This window comes from Streptomyces sp. H27-D2 (genome assembly GCF_035828615.1).
In the GTDB taxonomy this organism is placed as follows: domain Bacteria; phylum Actinomycetota; class Actinomycetes; order Streptomycetales; family Streptomycetaceae; genus Streptomyces.
This window is the reverse complement of the sequence record NZ_JAYMZR010000119.1, coordinates 1-17,710: the sequence shown is the minus strand read 5'-3', so window position 1 is coordinate 17,710 and position 17,710 is coordinate 1. Positions and strand designations below refer to the sequence as shown.

At 72.0% G+C, this 17,710-nt stretch carries 18 protein-coding genes and 1 pseudogene; 5 read left to right on the top strand and 14 right to left on the bottom strand.

Annotation, left to right across the window (positions count from 1 at the left end; all coding sequences use genetic code 11):
* Together QMK28_RS30175 and QMK28_RS30170 are read left to right on the top strand one after the other, a co-directional pair.
* Positions 1-713 (top strand): DMT family transporter (locus tag QMK28_RS30175; protein WP_326442864.1); only part of this gene is annotated, 713 nt, incomplete at its 5' end.
* A gap of 108 nt (positions 714-821) precedes the next feature.
* A complete protein-coding gene (locus QMK28_RS30170; protein ID WP_326442863.1) occupies positions 822-1,022 on the top strand; it encodes a DUF1918 domain-containing protein in 201 nt (66 codons plus the stop codon).
* Positions 1,023-1,164: 142 nt separating this feature from the next.
* Here QMK28_RS30170 and QMK28_RS30165 read toward each other — a convergent pair whose 3' ends face one another.
* Entirely contained in the window at positions 1,165-2,442 is a 1,278-nt protein-coding gene (locus tag QMK28_RS30165) for a glycoside hydrolase family 10 protein (RefSeq protein ID WP_326442862.1), read from the bottom strand.
* A 190-nt stretch (positions 2,443-2,632) separates the two neighbouring features.
* Here QMK28_RS30165 and QMK28_RS30160 point away from each other — a divergent pair, with 190 nt between their 5' ends.
* Together QMK28_RS30160 and QMK28_RS30155 are read left to right on the top strand one after the other, a co-directional pair.
* Positions 2,633-3,493: a 3-hydroxybutyryl-CoA dehydrogenase gene (locus tag QMK28_RS30160; RefSeq protein ID WP_326442861.1), complete on the top strand. Its 861-nt coding sequence runs from the start codon at positions 2,633-2,635 to the stop codon at positions 3,491-3,493.
* 293 nt (positions 3,494-3,786) lie between these two features.
* Complete coding sequence (locus QMK28_RS30155; RefSeq protein WP_326442860.1) at positions 3,787-4,041, top strand: hypothetical protein; 255 nt, start codon at positions 3,787-3,789, stop codon at positions 4,039-4,041.
* A gap of 14 nt (positions 4,042-4,055) precedes the next feature.
* Here the strand turns inward: QMK28_RS30155 and QMK28_RS30150 are convergent, their stop codons facing one another.
* The 11 genes and pseudogenes from QMK28_RS30150 to infC form a co-directional block, all read right to left on the bottom strand.
* On the bottom strand, positions 4,056-4,586 hold the full coding sequence (locus tag QMK28_RS30150; RefSeq protein WP_326442859.1) for an NUDIX hydrolase: 531 nt from the start codon (positions 4,584-4,586) through the stop codon (positions 4,056-4,058).
* A gap of 51 nt (positions 4,587-4,637) precedes the next feature.
* Positions 4,638-5,981, bottom strand: coding sequence for a transcriptional regulator (locus QMK28_RS30145; RefSeq protein ID WP_326442858.1), 1,344 nt, complete (start codon positions 5,979-5,981; stop codon positions 4,638-4,640).
* 108 nt (positions 5,982-6,089) lie between these two features.
* The gene (locus tag QMK28_RS30140) at positions 6,090-6,803 is read right to left on the bottom strand and encodes a SpoIIE family protein phosphatase (protein WP_326442857.1); all 714 of its coding nucleotides are present in this window, start codon (positions 6,801-6,803) and stop codon (positions 6,090-6,092) included.
* A 168-nt stretch (positions 6,804-6,971) separates the two neighbouring features.
* Positions 6,972-7,535 (bottom strand): annotated as a pseudogene (locus QMK28_RS30135) (serine/threonine-protein phosphatase); the annotation flags it as partial.
* Between the two features lie 421 nt (positions 7,536-7,956).
* Positions 7,957-10,482, bottom strand: coding sequence for a phenylalanine--tRNA ligase subunit beta (gene pheT / locus QMK28_RS30130; protein ID WP_326442856.1), 2,526 nt, complete (start codon positions 10,480-10,482; stop codon positions 7,957-7,959).
* Positions 10,482-11,645 carry a phenylalanine--tRNA ligase subunit alpha gene (gene pheS, locus QMK28_RS30125; protein ID WP_326442855.1) on the bottom strand — a complete coding sequence of 388 codons (1,164 nt, stop codon included), beginning with the start codon at positions 11,643-11,645 and terminating at the stop codon, positions 10,482-10,484. Before pheS ends, pheT begins: the two co-directional genes overlap by 1 nt.
* 149 nt (positions 11,646-11,794) lie before the next feature.
* On the bottom strand, positions 11,795-12,958 hold the full coding sequence (locus QMK28_RS30120; protein WP_326442854.1) for a sensor histidine kinase: 1,164 nt from the start codon (positions 12,956-12,958) through the stop codon (positions 11,795-11,797).
* A gap of 47 nt (positions 12,959-13,005) precedes the next feature.
* Positions 13,006-13,860: a TrmH family RNA methyltransferase gene (locus QMK28_RS30115; RefSeq protein WP_326442853.1), complete on the bottom strand. Its 855-nt coding sequence runs from the start codon at positions 13,858-13,860 to the stop codon at positions 13,006-13,008.
* Between the two features lie 100 nt (positions 13,861-13,960).
* A complete protein-coding gene (gene rplT / locus QMK28_RS30110; protein ID WP_326442852.1) occupies positions 13,961-14,344 on the bottom strand; it encodes a 50S ribosomal protein L20 in 384 nt (127 codons plus the stop codon).
* 102 nt (positions 14,345-14,446) lie between these two features.
* Positions 14,447-14,641 carry a 50S ribosomal protein L35 gene (gene rpmI, locus QMK28_RS30105; RefSeq protein ID WP_326442850.1) on the bottom strand — a complete coding sequence of 65 codons (195 nt, stop codon included), beginning with the start codon at positions 14,639-14,641 and terminating at the stop codon, positions 14,447-14,449.
* An 82-nt stretch (positions 14,642-14,723) separates the two neighbouring features.
* Complete coding sequence (gene infC, locus QMK28_RS30100) at positions 14,724-15,401, bottom strand: translation initiation factor IF-3 (protein ID WP_326442866.1); 678 nt, start codon at positions 15,399-15,401, stop codon at positions 14,724-14,726.
* A gap of 423 nt (positions 15,402-15,824) precedes the next feature.
* On the opposite strand from infC, the gene QMK28_RS30095 reads away from it, so the two are divergent.
* Positions 15,825-16,205: a DUF1844 domain-containing protein gene (locus QMK28_RS30095; protein WP_326442849.1), complete on the top strand. Its 381-nt coding sequence runs from the start codon at positions 15,825-15,827 to the stop codon at positions 16,203-16,205.
* 8 nt (positions 16,206-16,213) lie between these two features.
* Here the strand turns inward: QMK28_RS30095 and QMK28_RS30090 are convergent, their stop codons facing one another.
* On the bottom strand, positions 16,214-16,933 hold the full coding sequence (locus QMK28_RS30090; RefSeq protein ID WP_326442865.1) for an MIP family channel protein: 720 nt from the start codon (positions 16,931-16,933) through the stop codon (positions 16,214-16,216).
* Positions 16,934-17,168: 235 nt separating this feature from the next.
* The coding region (locus QMK28_RS30085; RefSeq protein WP_326442847.1) for an SseB family protein at positions 17,169-17,710 on the bottom strand (542 nt) is incomplete at its 5' end.

The following is a 17,710-nucleotide window of genomic DNA, read 5'->3' as shown; positions in this document are numbered from 1 at the left end:
GCTGTCTGGCGGCCCGCCGGGTACCGGTCCCGGACCGCGCGCACTGGGCCGGGCTGCTCGTCGTGGCCGGTGGCGTCGTGCTGGGCTTCCCGCTGCTGACCACCCTTGCCCTACAGACCTCCACGACCTCGCACGCCGCGGTGGTCGTCGGCCTGCTGCCGCTGACCACCGCGGCCTTCTCGGCCCTGCGGACCGGATCGCGGCCCTCGGGCGCCTTCTGGATCGCCGCGTCCGTCGGGGCCGTCGTCGTCATCGCCTTCGCGGTGCAGCAGAGCGGCGGCGCGCTCTCCACCGGCGACCTGTACCTCTTCTGCGCCCTGCTGGTGTGCGCCGCCGGCTACACCGAGGGCGGCAGGCTCGCCGGGCGGATGCCGGGATGGCATGTCATCAGCTGGGCGCTGATGGCCGCTCTGCCGCTGACGCTGCCGGGCGCGGCGCTCGCGCTGCTCGCCGAGCCGGTGCGGCTCACCCCGCACAGCGTCACCGGGATGATCTGGCTCGCCGCGGGCTCCCAGTTCTTCGGCCTGGTGGTGTGGTACCGCGGCATGGCGGCGATCGGCGTCTCACGCGCCAGCCAACTCCAGCTGGCCCAGCCGCTGTTGACTCTGGTCTGGTCCGTCTGTCTGCTCGGCGAGCACCTCACGCCGGCCGCGCCCGCCGCCGCGCTCGCGGTCCTCGTGTGCATCGCGGTCACCCAGCGCGCGAGCACCTGATGGAACAAGCGGACACCCGCGAACGGGGGCCATCGAGGGCCTCCGGTCGTAGACTGGCGCACATAGGAAGCACTTCCCTCCGTCCCTCCGACGAGGAGGTCACTCCAGATGCAAGCGAGCGTGGGCGACCAGCTGCTGGTGCACGGCAGAATCGTGGGCCAGCACGACCGGGTCGCGGAGATCGTCGAAGTGCTGGGAACGGACGGTACGCCGCCGTTCCGGGTGCGGTTCGAGGACGGGCACGAAGCCCTGATGTCACCTGGCCCGGACGCGGTCGTCCAGCATTCGGGCCCCGCTTCGGCGCCGTAGAGCGGCCTCCTCGGGTCCGGGGGTCGTCCCCGGACCCGAGCAGCGCCGCCGGAGCGCGGCGTGAGCCCGGCCGTGTGCGGTGGACCTATGCGACGGCGCGGCCGGGCCCGCGCCCGTACACGCCTGCCCGGCCGGCCGCGCCTCAGCCCGGCGGCCGGACGGGACGCGGGTAGTGGTCCGCCACCACACGGGCCATCGCCCCGATCCGGTCCTCGACCACTTCCTTCGCGGAGAAGTAGACATTGCCGCGCACCTGCGGATACCGCCGGTCGAAGGCGAGGTGGCGGGACAGCTCGGCGGGGTCCTGCCAGGCGGCGGGCTGCGCCGGGTCGCCAGCCTTGTAGAGGGCCTCGCCGATGTAAAGGTGCACGCCGGTGCCCTTGACGACCTCCGACCACCACGGCACGAGCTTCGCGTAGTCGGCCGCCGCGAAGCCGATGTTCCAGTACACCTGCGGCACGATGTAGTCGATCCAGCCCTCCTTGACCCACTTGCGGGTGTCGGCGTGCAGGTTGTCGTACGTCTGCACACCCGCCCGGGTGTCGGAGCCGGCCGGGTCGGTGGCCCGGTTGCGCCACACGGCGAAGGGGCTGACGCCGAACCGCACCGGCCGCTTCGCAGCCCCGCTCCCCCGCGCGCTCCCCGCTGCCCCCCGCTCCCGGATCCGGTCGGCCGTCTCGCGCACCAGCAGATCGATGTTCTCCCGCCGCCAGGCCGCCCGGTCCGGGAAGCCCGCGCCGTGGCGCGCGTACGCCTCGTCGTCGTCGAAGACCTGTCCGGCGACCGGATAGGGGTAGAAGTAGTCGTCCCAGTGCACCGCGTCGATGTCGTACCGGGCGACCGCGTCCAGCATCGCGTCCTGGACGAAGCGCCGGACCTCGGGCAGACCGGGGTTGTAGTAGAGCTTCCCGCCGTACGGCACCACCCACTCGGGGTGCAGCCGGGCCGGGTGGGTGGAGATAAGCCTCGACGGATCGGTGTGGTTGGCGATCCGGTACGGGTTGAACCAGGCGTGCAGCTCCAGGCCGCGCCGGTGCGCCTCGCGCACCGCGAAACCGAGCGGGTCCCAGCCCGGGTCCATCCCCTGGGTACCGGTGAGGTACTCGCTCCACGGCTCGTACGGCGAGGGCCACAGCGCGTCCGCCGTCGGCCGGACCTGGAAGACGACCGCGTTCAGCCGCCGCGCGAGGGCCGCGTCGAGGAAGGCGAGCAGTTCGGCCCGCTGGTCGGCGGCCGGCAGCCCCGGCGCGGAGGGCCAGTCGCGGTTGGCGACGGTGGCCAGCCACATGCCCCGGAACTGCCGGGTCCGCCCACGGGCCGCTGAGGCGGAGGCGGCGGAAGCCGAGGAGCCCGCCGCCGGCAGCGCCGACAGCGCGCCCGCCGCCGCGATGGTGAATCCTCTTCGAGTGATATACCCCACTTGTCACCCCGCACTGTGAGAACTTCTCCCGCCCGCTGCGGCCCTACGGGCACAGCATGCCCGCCCCGGCCGGTTTCGCACCCGAGGGCGCGGAGTAACGTCAGGTCCGGGGCAGGGCCGCTCACGGCTGCCCTCCACCCGCCTTCGGCGGGAGGCCCCAAGCCCGAAGAAGAACAGCGAAAGGCACGATGTGACCGACATCGAACGCGTCGGAGTGGTGGGCTGCGGCCAGATGGGTGCGGGCATCGCGGAGGTGTGTGCTCGTTCCGGTCTGGACGTCATGGTCGCGGAGACCACCGGCGAGGCCCTGGAACTCGGCCGCACCCGGCTCACCAACTCCCTCGGCAAGGCCGCCGACCGCGGCAAGATCACCCCCGAGGAGCGCGACGCGACGCTCGGCCGGCTCAGCTTCACCACCGACCTGGGCGAGTTCGCCGACCGGGACCTGGTCATCGAGGCCGTCGTCGAGAACGAGGCGATCAAGACCGAGATCTTCCAGATCCTCGACCAGGTGGTGACCCGCCCGGACGCCATCCTGGCCTCGAACACCTCCTCCATCCCGCTGGTGAAGCTGGCCGTCGCGACCTCCCGTCCCGACATGGTCATCGGCATCCACTTCTTCAACCCGGCGCCGGTGCAGAAGCTGGTGGAGCTGATCCCCGCGCTGACCACCGGCGAGGAGACCATCCGGCGGGCCGAGGCGATGGTCGCCAAGATGCTCGGCAAGCACGCGATCCGCGCCCAGGACCGCTCCGGCTTCGTCGTCAACGCGCTGCTCATCCCGTACCTGCTCTCGGCGATCCGGATGTTCGAGTCCGGCATCGCGAGCCGCGAGGACATCGACGACGGCATGGAGCTCGGCTGCGCCCACCCGATGGGCCCGCTGAAGCTGGCCGACCTGATCGGCCTGGACACGGTCGCCTCGGTCGCCGACTCGATGTACCACGAGTACAAGGAAGCCCTGTACGCCGCGCCGCCGCTGCTCCAGCGGATGGTCGACGCGGGCCGCCTGGGCCGCAAGACCGGGTCCGGCTTCTACCCGTACGAGTAGCGGGTTCCACCCCCGTACGACCGGCGGGGGCGTCCCGCGCTGAGCCGCGCCCGTCCTGTTTCTCCAGCGATCAGGGAAACAGGACGGGCGCGGCTGCGTGCGCTGGGGCCCGAGTGACTGCTGAGCCCCATGGTGCGGTGTTCACACGGGGTGCGCGATGGCTACCCGCATATACCTCCCGCACACGCTCCCGCCCTGTGGTCACAGCCTGTTGACTCGGTGCGTACCGAGAACAGGCGGCCGGCGCGCACCGGCGAGGCCGCGCGACCTCGACTCCTGATAAGGAGCGGACTGTGACCACCGAACCCGAGCGAGCCGTGACCGCGGGGCAAGCCGAGCTCCGCCGCACCCTCGATGTGGGCCAGGCCCGCGTCGACGGCCAACTCGCCTTGCTCGCTCAGCGCAGTGACCAGCACGATCGCGATGTAGCCGATCTGATGTCGCGCGTCAGCACCATGCAGCACAGTCGATGGCCGCTTCCGTCCGTAGCCGCGCTCACGAGCCTGTGCGCTCTCGGCGTCGCCGCCTGGCAGGCGCTCGGTCACTGAGGGTGTCCCGGCGGCTAGCCGAGCCGGATGTGGTGGAGCAGCAGCAGCGCGGCTGCCATGTTGGCCGCCGGGACCTCACCGCGGGTGACCATGTCGGGGACCAGCTTCAGCGGGACCCACTCGCGCCGGTCCGACTCGAAGTCGTCTTCCGGGTGCCCGGTGTACTCGGCCTCCTCGGCCCAGTACATGTGATGCCGGGCGTCGGTGAGCCCGTTCGACGGCTCCACTGTCAGCAGGTGTTGCAGCGGGCCGGGGCGCCAGCCGGTCTCCTCCTCCATCTCCCGGGCCGCCGCGACCGCGATGTCCTCACCGTCCTCGACAACGCCCGCCGCCAGCTCCCACCCCCAGTTGTCGGTGATGAAGCGATGACGCCACAGCATCAGCACTTCGTTGGCCTCGTTGACGACGGTGGCCACCGCCACCGGCCGCAGCCGGATCAGGTAGTGGTCGAGGTGACGGCCGTCCGGGAGCTCGACGTCGGCGAGATTCACCCGGAACCATCGGTTCTCGTACACGGTCTGCTCCCTGAGATTGTTCCAACGCACGTGTCTGCCACCTTCCGCCGAGTAGATGGCAACAACACGGCGGGACAGCCGTCACATCGGAACGCGCAGAGCCTCCTCGATGAGTTCGGCTGCCTGGGCCGTCGCACCGCACCCGCTCGCGACGAGGTGCTCACGCACCGCGCGCAGCCGGTCCCGTAAGCGCTGCGATTCCATGCCGCGCGCCTGCTCGGCCATCTCCACCGCGTTGACCACCGCCCTCTCCGCGTCGCCCTGACGCAGCTCGATGTGGGCGAGGATCGCCAGCCGGTGGACCCGGCCCCGGTCGTGCGCGGGGGTGTCCACCGCGGCGGCCGCATGCTCCCGCGCGGCACTCAGATCGCCCAGGCCGAGCAGTGCCTCGGCCACCTGTACGTTGACCAGACCGGGTTGGACGTAGCCGGTCTCGGCGGGCTCCTGGCCGCGGTGGATCTGCTCGGCCGCCGACTCCGCCCGGCGGATGCACGTCAGCGCACCCTTCCCGTCACCCAGGCGTGCGTAGGCTTTGGCCTGCATCGCGTACAGATCCGCCGCGAGAGCCGGTGTGATGCGCGGGCCCGAAGCCCGCAGGGCGGACTCGGCGAAGGCCACCGCCTGCCGGTACTCGGACATGAAGAGGGACTGGTTGACGAGCAGGGCGATGACATACGCGCCCAGACCCCGGTCCCCGCTGGCCTTGGCCAGCCGCAGCGCCTGATGGAAATAGCGCTGGGCCAGCCCGTGCGCGTTGGAGTCGTACGCGCAGATTCCCGCGACGGCCACCAGACCGCCGGTCGCACGGTGCAGTTGGCGACCGGTGGCGTCGGTGTAGCTGCCCCGCAGCAGCGGCGCCGTCTCGGAGTTGAGGAAGCCGACGATGCGCGCCCTGGTCGCGATGCCGCCGGCCTTGCGGTACATCTGCTCGTAGTGGGCGCGGGCCGACCGCAGCATCTCGATGTCGGCCATGCTGACCCGCGTCAGGCCGCTCCGGGAGACGTCCGAGTCCTCGGGCGGGTTCTCCCACTCCCACACCGGGATCACGGCGGGGGTGCCGGTGACCGCCGGAGCGCCCAGGACATGCGGACGCTGCTGTTCGTCGGACCGCCAGAGCGCGGTCACCCGCTCGACGAAGCCGGACAGCTGGGTGCCGTGATGCGTGCCGCCGGGCACGCCCGGCGTTCCGAGCCCGACACTGTCGAGGCCCACGGTGCGGTGCAGCCGCTCCGAGAGGACCTCGCAGATCAGATCCGGAACTTGACCGCGGGGCCGCTGGCCCTTCAACCAACGGGCCACCGCAGTGTGTTCGTAGCGCAGCGCCATTCCTCGGGCTCGGCCGGCCTGGTTGATATGAGCGGCCAGTCCCGCATGGGAGATGCCCGCCTCATCAAGGACGGCGTCGAGCAGGGTGTTGGGCTCCATAGTGCCCTCCCGATGCTCTCAGTGGCCTCAGCGTAACGGAGCGTCGCTCACACGGGGTGTGAATCGAGCACACCTGAAGTGCCGTCCAGGCCCTCCTGGCAGCGCCCGTCAAGGGCCCCGACCGCCTGCGCGGGCGAGCACTGCCGGTCGTTGCGCAGCACCAGGAGAGCCATGTCGTCGGCGAGCCGGCCGCCCGCCCGCGTGCGGCAGCAGTTCGGCGCGCACGCTCTCGACCACGGAGGCCGGGGACACCTGGGATACCTGGGGAACCTGTGATACCTGGCTGACCGCGAGGGGCGGAGCGGACGGGGAACCGTCGGAGAGCGGTGCGGGCAGGGGGTGTTGAGAGTGCCGGGAGTCTTGAGAGCGCTGGGAGTGACGGGACGCCGACGCCGCGCGGGCGAGCGCGAGTGACAGCGGGAAGAACTCCCCCGCCGCGTCCCGCGCGTCCTCGGCCCCGTCGGTGTGCAGCACGAGCACATCACCGGTCAGCACCGGCGGGCAGCGCACGAGCGCGAGTTCGGCCGGCAGCGGGAACAGGCCGAGCGGCGGCAGCGGCTCGGCCCTGTCCATCCGCACTGCCCGCGCCTCGCCCGCACCCCGGCCGCCCGCTCCCCGCGCCCCGCTCAAGCACAGCCGGAACGGCCACGGGTGGCCGCAGTTGAGCTCCGTCAGCTCGCCGCGTGGGCCGACCTCCAGCAGGAGTACGGTCACGAACTCCTCGGCCGGCCGGAACTGCGAGCCGCCGCCGGAAGCCGGGTGCTCCGCGCACGCCATCTCGCGCCGCCGCCGCTCCAGGGCGCGCTCCAACCGGCTTAGCACACCGGCTAGTCGGGGGCTTCGCACATGGGCGTGAAGATCGATAACCGGTTCGCGGAGGCACCGGAATCTCACGATGCGGACGCTGGGCCGAGGTCCGATTCTACTTCGAACCCTACGAATCCAGGCATTCGATCTTCACTCTCCCGAGTGACGTGCGGAGGATGGGGCTAGTTCGGGCTCGTCGTAGGCCGCCTCGCGGAAGCTGCCGAGCACCGCGGCGACGGTTCGGATCGCTTCGAGGCCGTGCCCGCGCACATCGCCCATGATGACGCGCAGCCCGTGCCGGGTGGCCAGCACCTCGTACAGGTCGCCGCCGACCGCCGCGCCGCGGGTCGCGGAAAGATGACCGGCCGCCACCAGGAAACCGTCGACCCGCGGCGGCAGCGGGCGCAGCACCACCTGCTGGGCGGTGAGCGCGATCCTCCTGATCCGCTCCAACTCGCGCACCAGTCGCGCTTTGCGGCCCGTGACCATCCAGCAGGCGACGACCACGGCGAGGATCGAGCCGCAGCCGCCGCCCCGGGTGGCGAGGGACGCCTCGCGGCCGAATGCCTCCAGCAGGCCGAGCGCGAGGAACGCGAAGGCACCGCCGACCAGCACCCACTGGCGTCGGGCGGCGCCGGCGCAGGCGATGGCGGGTGTGGCGGCGAGGAGTTGGCCCAGCCGCGGGCCGTCGGCGGAGCAGAGCAGCTCCCAGCCGAGCACCCCGAGTGCCCAGAGTCCGGGCAGCAGAACCGGCAGAGCGCGCCGGGTCACCGGTGCGCCCCGTGCGCCGGGTCCCGTACTTTCCCCCGCACCATGCAGACGGCCCCCTACAGCCTTGGTGGCAGCCGGGCCGTTCTTGCCCCGATTCGGGAGGCGAGCCGCGACGACGGAACGATTCTCGCGACCGCTCGCGCCCAAGTGACCTGGCGTTGCGCGATGTTCACCCGATCAGGTGACGGCCATCGGATCGGCCCTGAGCCGTCCGCAGGGCGCACCGGGCGGGTCCGCGCCCTGTCCGCCCCTCGCGCGCGGGACCACGCCCCGTACGCCCCCCGAGGCGGTACGCCCCCGGACCGCCTCGGGGGCAACGCGATGGGGGCACACCCGCGCATGCGCGGGTGTGCCCCCATCGGGCGGTCTCGGCGGCGGGCGCGGGGCCCGTGAACCGTCAGGTTCCGCGCAGCACCGCGCCCGTACGCTCCACGGCCGCGGCCACCGCCGCGTCCCGCACGGCCGACGCGGCCTCGGCGGTCAGCGTGCGGTCGGCGGCGCGGAAGCGCAGCGCGTAGGCGAGCGACTTCTTGCCCTCGCCGAGCTGCTCTCCGCTGTAGACGTCGAACAGCCGCAGCGATTCGAGGAGTTCGCCCGCGCCGTCGCGCAGCGCGTTCTCCACGTCGGCCGCGGCGACGTCCGTGTCGACGACCAGGGCGACGTCCTGGGTGGCCACCGGGAAGGCGGACACCCGCGGAGCCTGCAACGCGCCGGCTCCGGCGTGCTCCAGGCGGTCGAGCTCGATCTCCATCGCGCAGGTGCGCTCCGGCAGGCCCAGCGCCTTGATGGCCCTGGGGTGCAGCTCGCCGGCGTTGCCGACGAGGATCTCCTCGCCGTCCACGACGGCGAGCAGCGCGGCGCAGCGGCCCGGGTGGAACGGCGCGTGCCGGTCCTGGCGGACGGTCAGTTCGACGCCCGCCTCCCGGGCGACCGCGCGGGCCGCTTCGACGGCGTCGGCCCAGGTCGCCTCGCGGCCCCGGCCCCACCAGCCGGCCGGCTCGCGGGCGCCGGACAGCACGACGGCGACGCGCCGCGGCTGGCGCGGCAGCGACGCGTTCAGCCCGGCGATCTCCTCGTCGGTGGGACGACGGTCGGCGGGCAGCCGCGCCGCGACCGTCTCCTGGCCGGTCGGCCGGAAGACCAGGCCGGTCTCGAAGAGCGCGAGGTCGCTCTCACCGCGTCCGATGTTGCGGCGCAGCGCCGTGAGCAGGCCCGGCAGCAGCGTGGTGCGCAGCAGCGGCTCGGCGTCCGAGAGCGGGTTGACCAGGCGGACGGCCCGGCGGCGCGGGTCGTCGGCGTCCAGGCCGAACTGGTCGAAGACCGACTGGGCGACGAACGGGTAGTTCAGCGCCTCGACGTAGCCGGCGCCGGCCAGCGCGCGGCCGACCCTGCGGTGCAGCCGCTGGCGCTCGGTGAGCCCCCGGCCGGCCGGCGGCCTGGGCAGCGTGGACGGCAGCTGCTCGTAGCCCTCCAGCCGGATGACCTCTTCGGCGAGGTCGTTGGGGTCGGTGAGGTCGGGCCGCCAGCTGGGCACGGTGACGATCAGGTCGTCGCCGCCGTAGACGTCGCAGCCGACCTGCTGGAGGCGGCGTACGACGGTCTCGCGGCCGTACTCGACACCCGCGACGCGGTCCGGGTGGTCCGCGGGGATGCTGATCGAGCGCGGCGCGCTGGGCGCGATGATCTCGGTGACGCCCGCCTCCGCGGTGCCGCCCGCGAGCAGCACCAGCAGGTCCACGGCGCGCTGCGCCGCGGCCGAGGCCGCTTCCGGGTCGATGCCGCGCTCGAAGCGCTTGGACGCTTCGGAGGCCAGCTTGTGCCGGCGTGCGGTGCGCGCGACGGAGATCGCGTTGAAGTGCGCGGCCTCCACGACGATGTCGGTGGTGCCTCGCGCCCGGCCGGTCCGCGGGTCCTCGACGACGTCGGCGACCTCGGTGTTCGCGCCGCCCATGACGCCGGCCAGCCCGATCGGCCCGGAGTTGTCGGTGATCACCAGGTCTTCGGCGTCCAGCACCCGCTGGACCCCGTCGAGGGTGGTGAGCTTCTCGCCCTGCTGTGCGCGGCGCACGCCGATCGGCCCGTCCAGCCGGGAGCGGTCGTAGGCGTGCAGCGGCTGGCCGAGTTCGAGCATCACGTAGTTGGTGACGTCGACGGCGAGCGAGATCGGGCGCATTCCGGCCTTCTGCAGCCGGCGCTGGATCCAGATCGGGGAGCGCGCCTCGGGGTCGAGCCCGACGACCGTGCGCGCGGTGAAGCGGTCGCAGCCGTTCGGGTCGGCGACGCGTACCGGGTAGCCGTACGAGTTCGGGGCGGGCACGTCCAGCAGCGCCGGGTCGCTCAGCGGCAGGCCGTAGGCGGTGGCGGTCTCGCGGGCGACGCCGCGCATCGACAGGCAGTAGCCCCGGTCCGGGGTGACCGCGATGTCGAGGACCTCGTCGACCAGTTCGAGCAGCTGGACGGCGTCGGTGCCGGCCTCGTACTCCGGCGGGAGCACGATGATGCCATCGCCTCCGTCGCCCATGCCCAGCTCCCCCGTCGAGCAGATCATGCCCTCGGAGGTGTGGCCGTAGGTCTCGCGGGCGGCGATCGCGAAGTCGCCGGGGAGGACGGCGCCGGGCAGCACGACGACGACCTTGTCGCCGACCCGGAAGTTCCGGGCGCCGCAGACGATGTTCTGCGGCAGGCCGGTTCCGTTGGCGGTGCCGACGTCCACCTGGCAGTAGCGGATCGGCTTCTTGAATTCGGTCAGTTCCTCGATGGCCAGCACCCGGCCGACCACCAGCGGGCCCTTGAGGCCCGCGCCGAGCGGCTCGACGGTCTCGACCTCGAGCCCGGCGGCGATGAGTCTGGCCTGTACGTCGCGACCGGTCTGCCCGGCGGGCAGGTCGACGTACTCCCGCAGCCAGGAAAGCGGGACCCGCATCAGATCTCCATCCCGAACGGCCGGGTGAAGCGCACGTCACCCTCGACCATGTCTCGCATGTCCTCGACGTTGTGGCGGAACATCAGCATCCGTTCGATGCCGAACCCGAAGGCGAATCCGCTGTACTTCTTGGGGTCGACGCCGCAGGCGGTGAGTACCCGCGGGTTGACCATGCCGCAGCCGCCGAGCTCGATCCAGCCTTCGGACGAGCAGGTGCGGCAGGGGCGGTCGGGGTTGCCGACCGACTCGCCGCGGCAGACGTAGCACTCCATGTCCATCTCGGCGGACGGCTCGGTGAAGGGGAAGTACGCGGGCCGCAGCCGGGTGCTCATCCCCTCGCCGAACAGCGCCTGGACCATGTGGTCCAGCGTGCCCTTGAGGTCCGCCATGGTCAGGCCCTCGTCGATGGCGAGCAGCTCGACCTGGGTGAAGACCGGGGTGTGCGTGGCGTCCAGCTCGTCGGTCCGGTAGACCCGGCCGGGGCAGATCACATAGACCGGCGGCTCACGGTCGAGCAGCGCGCGGACCTGCACCGGGGAGGTGTGGGTGCGCAGCACGACGCCGGACTGGTCCTCGGCCGCGGAGCCCTTGGCCGTCGAGCTCCCGGCGGCGGGGTCCTCGGTCGCGGGCTCGATGAAGAAGGTGTCCTGCATCGCCCGCGCCGGGTGGTCGGGGGTGAAGTTCAGGGCGTCGAAGTTGAACCACTCGGCCTCGACCTCGGGGCCTTCGGCGACCTCGTAGCCCATGGCGACGAAGACGTCCTCGATGCGCTCCGAGAGGGTGGTCAGCGGGTGCCGCGCGCCGGCCGGGACGCGGTCGTGCGGCAGCGTGACGTCCACTGCCTCCTCGACCAGCACCCGGGCGTCGCGGTCCGCCTCCAGTTCCGTCTGGCGGGCCTTGAGCGCCTGGTTCACCGCGCCGCGGGCCTGGCCGACGCGTTTGCCCGCGTCCGCCTTGGCCTTCGGCGGCAGCGCGCCGATCTCACGGTTGGCCAGGGCGAGCGGGGAGCGGTCGCCGGTGTGGGCGACCTTCACCTCATGCAGCGCGTCGAGGTCGCCGGCCGCGGCGATGGCGGCGAGCGCCTCGTCCCGCATCCTGGCGATCTCTTCCGGTTTCAGTGCCTCGACCTCGACAGGGTCGTAGGACTTATTGGGTGCCGACATCTCTTCCCGTACTTCCGATTGGCTGGCTGCGCGGACGCCCCACGACGTAGGTTCCACAGGTCACAACGGCCGAGTCTAATGCGAGTACGAAGTTCGGCCCGCCGCGCAGGGTGCTGGGCAACGGTCCCGGCGAAGCCCGCCGGGGCCGCTCAGGCCAGGTAGGCCGGGGCGCCGACGGGCAACGTAAATCGGAACTGGGCGCCGCCGCCGGGGGCCCTGCCGACGACGATGGTGCCGCCGTGCGCCTCCACGATGCCCTTGACGATGTACAGGCCCAGGCCGGTGCCGCCGCGCTTGCTCCCCCGCCAGAAGCGGGTGAAGACGCGGCTCATCGACTCCTCGGGAATGCCCTGGCCCTCGTCGGTCACGGTGACGGCTGTTCCCTCCGGTGCGGACGTCACGTCGATGGTGACGGTTCCCTCACCGTGGCGCACCGCGTTTTCCAGCAGATTGCCGAGCACCTGGTCGACCTTGTCCGGGTCGGCCCACAGCGCGGGCAGCGGTTCCGCGATCCTGATCATGAAGCGGTCCGGCTGCTGGCCGGCGGTGGTCTGCGACTGGACGTGCCGCCGGACGGCCGCGGCCACGTCCACCGGCTGCCGGCGCACTTCGAGGCGTCCCGAGTCGATCCGGGAGATGTCGAGCAGTTCGGCGATGAGCCGGGTGACGCGGTCGGCGTCGGCGTCGACGGTCTCCAGCATCAGCTTCTTCTGGTCGTCGGTGAACCGCTCCCACTTGGCGAGCAGCGTCGCGGTGAAGCCCTTGACCGAGGTGAGCGGCGAGCGCAGTTCGTGGGCGACGGTGGCGATCAGTTCGGCGTGGCTCAGCTCATGGCGGCGGCGCGCTTCGGTGCCGCGGACCGCGATGACCAGCCGGTGCAGCGGGCCGGTGGGCCGCAGCCGTACGTAGCGCGCGGAGACCAGCACCTCGTGGCCGCCGAGCAGCAGGTTCCGCTCGGGCTGGCCGCTGCGGATGGCGAGACCGCCGTACGGGTCGGTGAGCTGCCACCAGCGGCGGCCCGCGAGGTCTTCGAGCGGCAGCGCGGCCTCCACGGGCCGGCCGAGCGCGTCGGCGGGGCGCACCGAGGTGATCCGGGCGGCGGCGGCGTTGAAGCAGACGACGCGGCCGAACTCGTCGGCGATGACCAGCCCGTCGGGCAGGTCGTCCGGGTCGAGCCCCAGGCCGGTGAGATCCAGGGAGCCGCCGGCCGGCGGGCGGCTCGGCGCGAGGGCGTCGGACGGACCACTCTCGGTCGATGTCACGCCGGTCGTGGTCGCGCCGGTCGTGGTCGCGCCGGAAATCCTGACGTTCATCCCCAGCCACCCCCTCCCGGCTCCCGGCTCCCGGGAAGGTAACCTTACTAGCTGGGTGTGACGGAACGGCACCCTCCGGAGACACGCTGCGCACGAGCGGACGCGTAGAGGCACACCGCGGCGGCCGTCGCGAGGTTGAGGCTCTCCGCCCGGCCGTGGATCGGGACCCGGACCACCGCGTCGGCCAGCGCGCGGGTCTGTGCCGGCAGCCCCCACGCCTCGTTGCCGAAGATCCAGCCGGTGGGGCCGCCGAGCAGCCCCTCGTCCAGCTCCGTGTCGACGTCCCGCTCCCCCGCGCCGTCCGCGGCGAGCATCCGCACGCCGACGCCCGACAGTCCCGCCACGACCTGCTCGACCGGTACGCCGACGGCGACCGGGAGGTGGAAGAGGCTGCCGACGGAGGCCCGTACGGACTTGGGGTTGTAGAGGTCGACGGAGGCGTCGGTCAGCACCACCGCGTCGGCGCCCGCCGCGTCGGCGCAGCGCAGCACGGTGCCCGCGTTGCCGGGGTCACGGACGTTCGAGAGGACGGCGACGAGCCGGGGCCCGGCCGCGAGGATCTGCTCGAACGGCGTGTCGAGGAAGCGGCAGACGCCGACGAGGCCCTGCGGGGTGACGGTGTGCGAGACCTCGGTGAGCACCTCGTCGGCCGCGAGGTGCACCAGCGCGCCCGCCGCGCGGGCCGCCTCGACGATGTCGGGGTAGCGCTCGGCGGCTTCGACGGTGGTGAAGAGTTCGAGCAGCGTTGCCCCGTCGTCGCCGCGGTGCGCGGCGGCCTCGCGTACCGCCTGCGGGCCCTCGGCGATGAACCGGCGCTCCTTGCCCCGGAAGGTGCGGCGGGCCAGCCGGCGAGCGGCGGCGACGCGCGGGGAGCGCGGGGAGATCAGCTCGGCAGGTGCCATGGGCGGCTTCACGCTTCTTCCGGTTCGTACGGGCCCCGGACACAGCAGCGGACCCCCAGGCTCGCGGCCTGCGGGTCCGGCTGAATCCTCAGGCTGCGGGTCAGGCGGCCTTCGGGGCGTTGACGTCGCTCGGCAGCGCCTTCTGCGAAACCTCGACCAGCGCGGCGAACGCGTTGGCGTCGTTGACCGCGAGGTCGGCGAGGATCTTGCGGTCCACCTCGACGCTGGCGGCCTTCAGACCCTCGATGAAGCGGTTGTACGTCATGCCGTTGGCGCGGGCAGCGGCGTTGATGCGCTGGATCCACAGCCGACGGAAGTCGCCCTTGCGCTTCTTACGGTCGTTGTAGTTGTAGACCAGGGAGTGGGTGACCTGCTCCTTGGCCTTGCGGTACAGACGTGAGCGCTGGCCGCGGTAACCCTTGGCCTGCTCGAGAATCGCCCGGCGCTTCTTGTGGGCATTCACTGCCCTCTTGACGCGTGCCACTTTAAACTCCTTGTAGCGGGGCCGCGGTAGGACTCACGCGGCCCGAAAACGAATCGGTCCCGGATTGGAGCGCACACCCCGGAGACACTCCGGGATACGGGATCACTTGCCGAGAAGCTTCCGGACCCTCTTGCGGTCTGCCGGGGCGACCTCGACCGTGCCGGCGAGGCGACGCGTCAGCGAGGACGGCTTGTGCTCGAGGTAGTGGCGGCGACCGGCACGCTCACGCATGATCTTGCCCGAGCCGGTGATCTTGAAGCGCTTGCTCGCGCCACTGTGCGTCTTGTTCTTCGGCATGTCGCCGTTCTCTCCTCGTCGGTGGCACTTCCCCGGCCCGTGCTGCGGCGCGGGGAAGCGACAGGCGTGTGTTCGGTACCGGTCAGGCCCCTGCGGGCTCCTCAGCGGACTGCTCCGCGGGCGCCTCTTCGGCTTCGGACTCGGCAGCGGCTTCGTTCGCCGACTCGTCCTGGGACTCGCCCGGGTGAGCCAGCCCCTCGGCCTTGCGGATCGCCTTCAGCTCGCGGGCTTCGGCCATCGCTTCGGTCTTCTTCTTGTGCGGGCCGAGAACCATGATCATGTTTCGGCCGTCCTGCTTCGGATTCGACTCGATGAAGCCGAGGTCCTCCACATCCGAGGCCAGTCGCTGCAGCAGTCGGAAGCCCAGCTCGGGGCGGGACTGCTCGCGACCACGGAACATGATCGTGATCTTGACCTTGTCGCCCTGCTTGAGGAACCGGACGACGTGACCCTTTTTGGTGTCGTAGTCGTGCGGGTCGATCTTCGGGCGGAGCTTCATCTCCTTGATGACCGTGTGCGCCTGGTTCTTGCGCGCCTCACGGGCCTTCATGGCCGACTCGTACTTGAACTTCCCGTAGTCCATGAGCTTGCACACGGGCGGACGGGCTGTCGCCGCTACCTCGACCAGGTCGAGGTCGTACTCCTGCGCCAGCTCAAGGGCCTTCGCAAGCGGCACAATGCCGACCTGCTCGCCACTGGGGCCGACGAGTCGCACCTCGGGGACGCGAATCCGGTCGTTGATGCGGGGCTCGGCGCTGATGGGGCCTCCTCAGTTGCACCACGCGACGGTCTGGCGGACTGCCGCGTAACGTCTATGTCGGGTGACCACCGCGCTCAGGGCATGGAAAACGCCCCGGACGGGACACAGGCAGATGCTCCTCACGTACCGGAGCACCGCCGCGATTCTCCGCGGGGCGCATCGGGCGGTTCCTCGTCGTCCGTACGGAACGACGGGTACAGCCTGACCGGTGACCCGCCGACCCGGAGGTCAGTCAGGTGGGAGATCGGAGCCTCCACTTGTGGGCCGGTCACATAAGTGTCCGGCCGGTCGTGCACACAGCATACCAGCGCTGCGGGGTGGTCCCCACTCGCCCGGACGCGGGCCATAGGCTGTGCCGGTCGTGCCATCCGGGGGCCGCCTGCGGGCCGCCCCCGGGCCCCACCAGGAAGTGAAGCCGGAACCATGAGTGACGATACGCCCCAGCAGCAGCCCCCGGCGGACGAGCCGGCGGCCGGCTCCGACGCGATGACCCGCGACATCGCGGACGTGCCGGCGGTCGAGGTGATCACCACGGTCGCGGTGCACCTGATGAGCTCCGCGGCGGTCAACCTCGGCCTGGCCGAGGAGGGCTCGCAGCACAAGGACCTCGACGAGGCGCGCAAGTTGATCATCGCGCTGGCCGGACTGGTGACGGCGAGCGCCACCGAGGTCGGCTCGTACCACGCGGGTCCGCTGCGCGACGGCCTGAAGTCGTTGCAGCTCGCCTTCCGCGAGGCATCCGTGGTGCCGGACGAGCCCGGCCAGGGGCCCGGCGAGAAGTACACCGGGCCCGTCTACGGCTGACGTACCGGTCAGCGGGCGGACCTGGTGTCCGCCTCGGGGACCCTGGGCGTCACGAGCGGGTGGGTGAACTGGTGCACCACCGCGGCCAGCGCTCCGCCGATCAGCGGCGCCAGCAGGAACAGCCACAGCTGCGAGAGCGCGGCTCCGCCCGCGAACAGGGCGGGGCCCAGGCTCCGCGCCGGGTTCACCGAGGTGCCGGTGAGCGGGATGCCGATCAGGTGCACCACGGCGAGGGCCAAGCCGATCGGCAGCCCGTCGAAGCCGAGCACCGCGACCTTGTGGGTCACCGCGAGCACCACGTAGACCAGCAGGAACGTCAGCACGACCTCGGCGAGGAACGCGCCGCCGGTGTTGATGTGGACCGCCGAACGGTCGGCGAACCCGTTGCTGCCGAAGGCCTCGCTGGTCTTCAGCCCCGGCACCTGCTTGGCCAGCAGGAACAGCAGCGCGGCGCCGGCGATGCCGCCGAGCAGCTGAGCGATCCAGTACTCGACGGCGGTGCGCGGCGAGATCCGCCGGGCGAGCAGCATGCCCAGCGTGACCGCCGGATTGACGTGGCAGCCCGAGATCGGCCCCAGCGCGTAGGCCAGCGCCAGCAGGGTGAAGCCGAAGGCCAGGGCGATGCCGAAGGTGCCGATGTACTCACCGGCGAGTACCGCGGAGCCGACAGCGAAGAACACCAGCAGCAGGGTTCCGAGGAACTCGGATATGACAGTGCGCGTGTCCATGAATGTGTCCAGGCGCGTGTCCATGGGTCCTCCTCGCAAGGAAGTTGATCTTTACAGGCATTCTCGACCCGTTGCGGCGACCTCGCCCGTCGAGCGTCTGGCTGGCGCCTGTGAGCGACCCGCCGCGATCAGTCCCCGGGGTTCAGCCCCCTGGGGCCGGTGTCCGCCAGGAGCCCGGCCGGGGCTCGGCAGGTGACTCAGCGGGCTCAGGGGGGCTCGGGGGGGCTCAGGGGGCTCAGCGGGAGAAGACCGGCTCTCCGGAAACCGTGGCCCCCGGCGGCAGCAGCGCCAGGTCGAGGCCGCGCACCAGTGACCGCCGCAGCACTTCGTCGGCCGCCAGCGCGGCGGCGATCCGCTCCAGCACCTCACGGGCCGGGGCGTCCGGCGTCTGAGGCGCGAGGGCCAGCGCGAGGGTGCCGTCGGTGCCGTCGCCGGGCGCGAGGTGGGCCCGCAGCACGCCGGGCTCCCCCGCCAGTACGGCCCGTACGGCCTCGGCGACGGCCGGATCGGCGAGCGGGTCGACGGTGCGCCGGCCCGCCGCGAGGGCGTGCAGCGCGGGGCCCGCCAGCTGGTACGTCACCGGGCCCGCGAGGTCGAGGACGACCGTGTCGGCCTGCTCGTGCGCGGCTGCCCGCAGCACCTGGTGCAGCGGCACGGCCACCGGCCTGGCGTCCGCGCGCCAGCGGGCGAGCGAGGCGGTGGAGGTGAAGGCGGGCAGCGCGCGGCGGCCGTCGGGGGCCTGCAGGGTGGGCACGGCCATATCGCTGGACTTCTCCC

Coding starts and splice junctions, on each gene's coding strand:
- QMK28_RS30170 (WP_326442863.1), top strand. CDS start 822: ATGCAAGCGAGCGTGGGCGACCAGCTGCTGGTGCACGGCAGAATCGTG.
- QMK28_RS30145 (WP_326442858.1), bottom strand. CDS start 5,981: ATGGAGCCCAACACCCTGCTCGACGCCGTCCTTGATGAGGCGGGCATC.
- pheT (WP_326442856.1), bottom strand. CDS start 10,482: ATGCGGGTCCCGCTTTCCTGGCTGCGGGAGTACGTCGACCTGCCCGCC.
- pheS (WP_326442855.1), bottom strand. CDS start 11,645: ATGTCGGCACCCAATAAGTCCTACGACCCTGTCGAGGTCGAGGCACTG.
- QMK28_RS30120 (WP_326442854.1), bottom strand. CDS start 12,958: ATGAACGTCAGGATTTCCGGCGCGACCACGACCGGCGCGACCACGACC.
- QMK28_RS30115 (WP_326442853.1), bottom strand. CDS start 13,860: ATGGCACCTGCCGAGCTGATCTCCCCGCGCTCCCCGCGCGTCGCCGCC.
- rpmI (WP_326442850.1), bottom strand. CDS start 14,641: ATGCCGAAGAACAAGACGCACAGTGGCGCGAGCAAGCGCTTCAAGATC.
- QMK28_RS30095 (WP_326442849.1), top strand. CDS start 15,825: ATGAGTGACGATACGCCCCAGCAGCAGCCCCCGGCGGACGAGCCGGCG.
- QMK28_RS30090 (WP_326442865.1), bottom strand. CDS start 16,933: ATGGACACGCGCACTGTCATATCCGAGTTCCTCGGAACCCTGCTGCTG.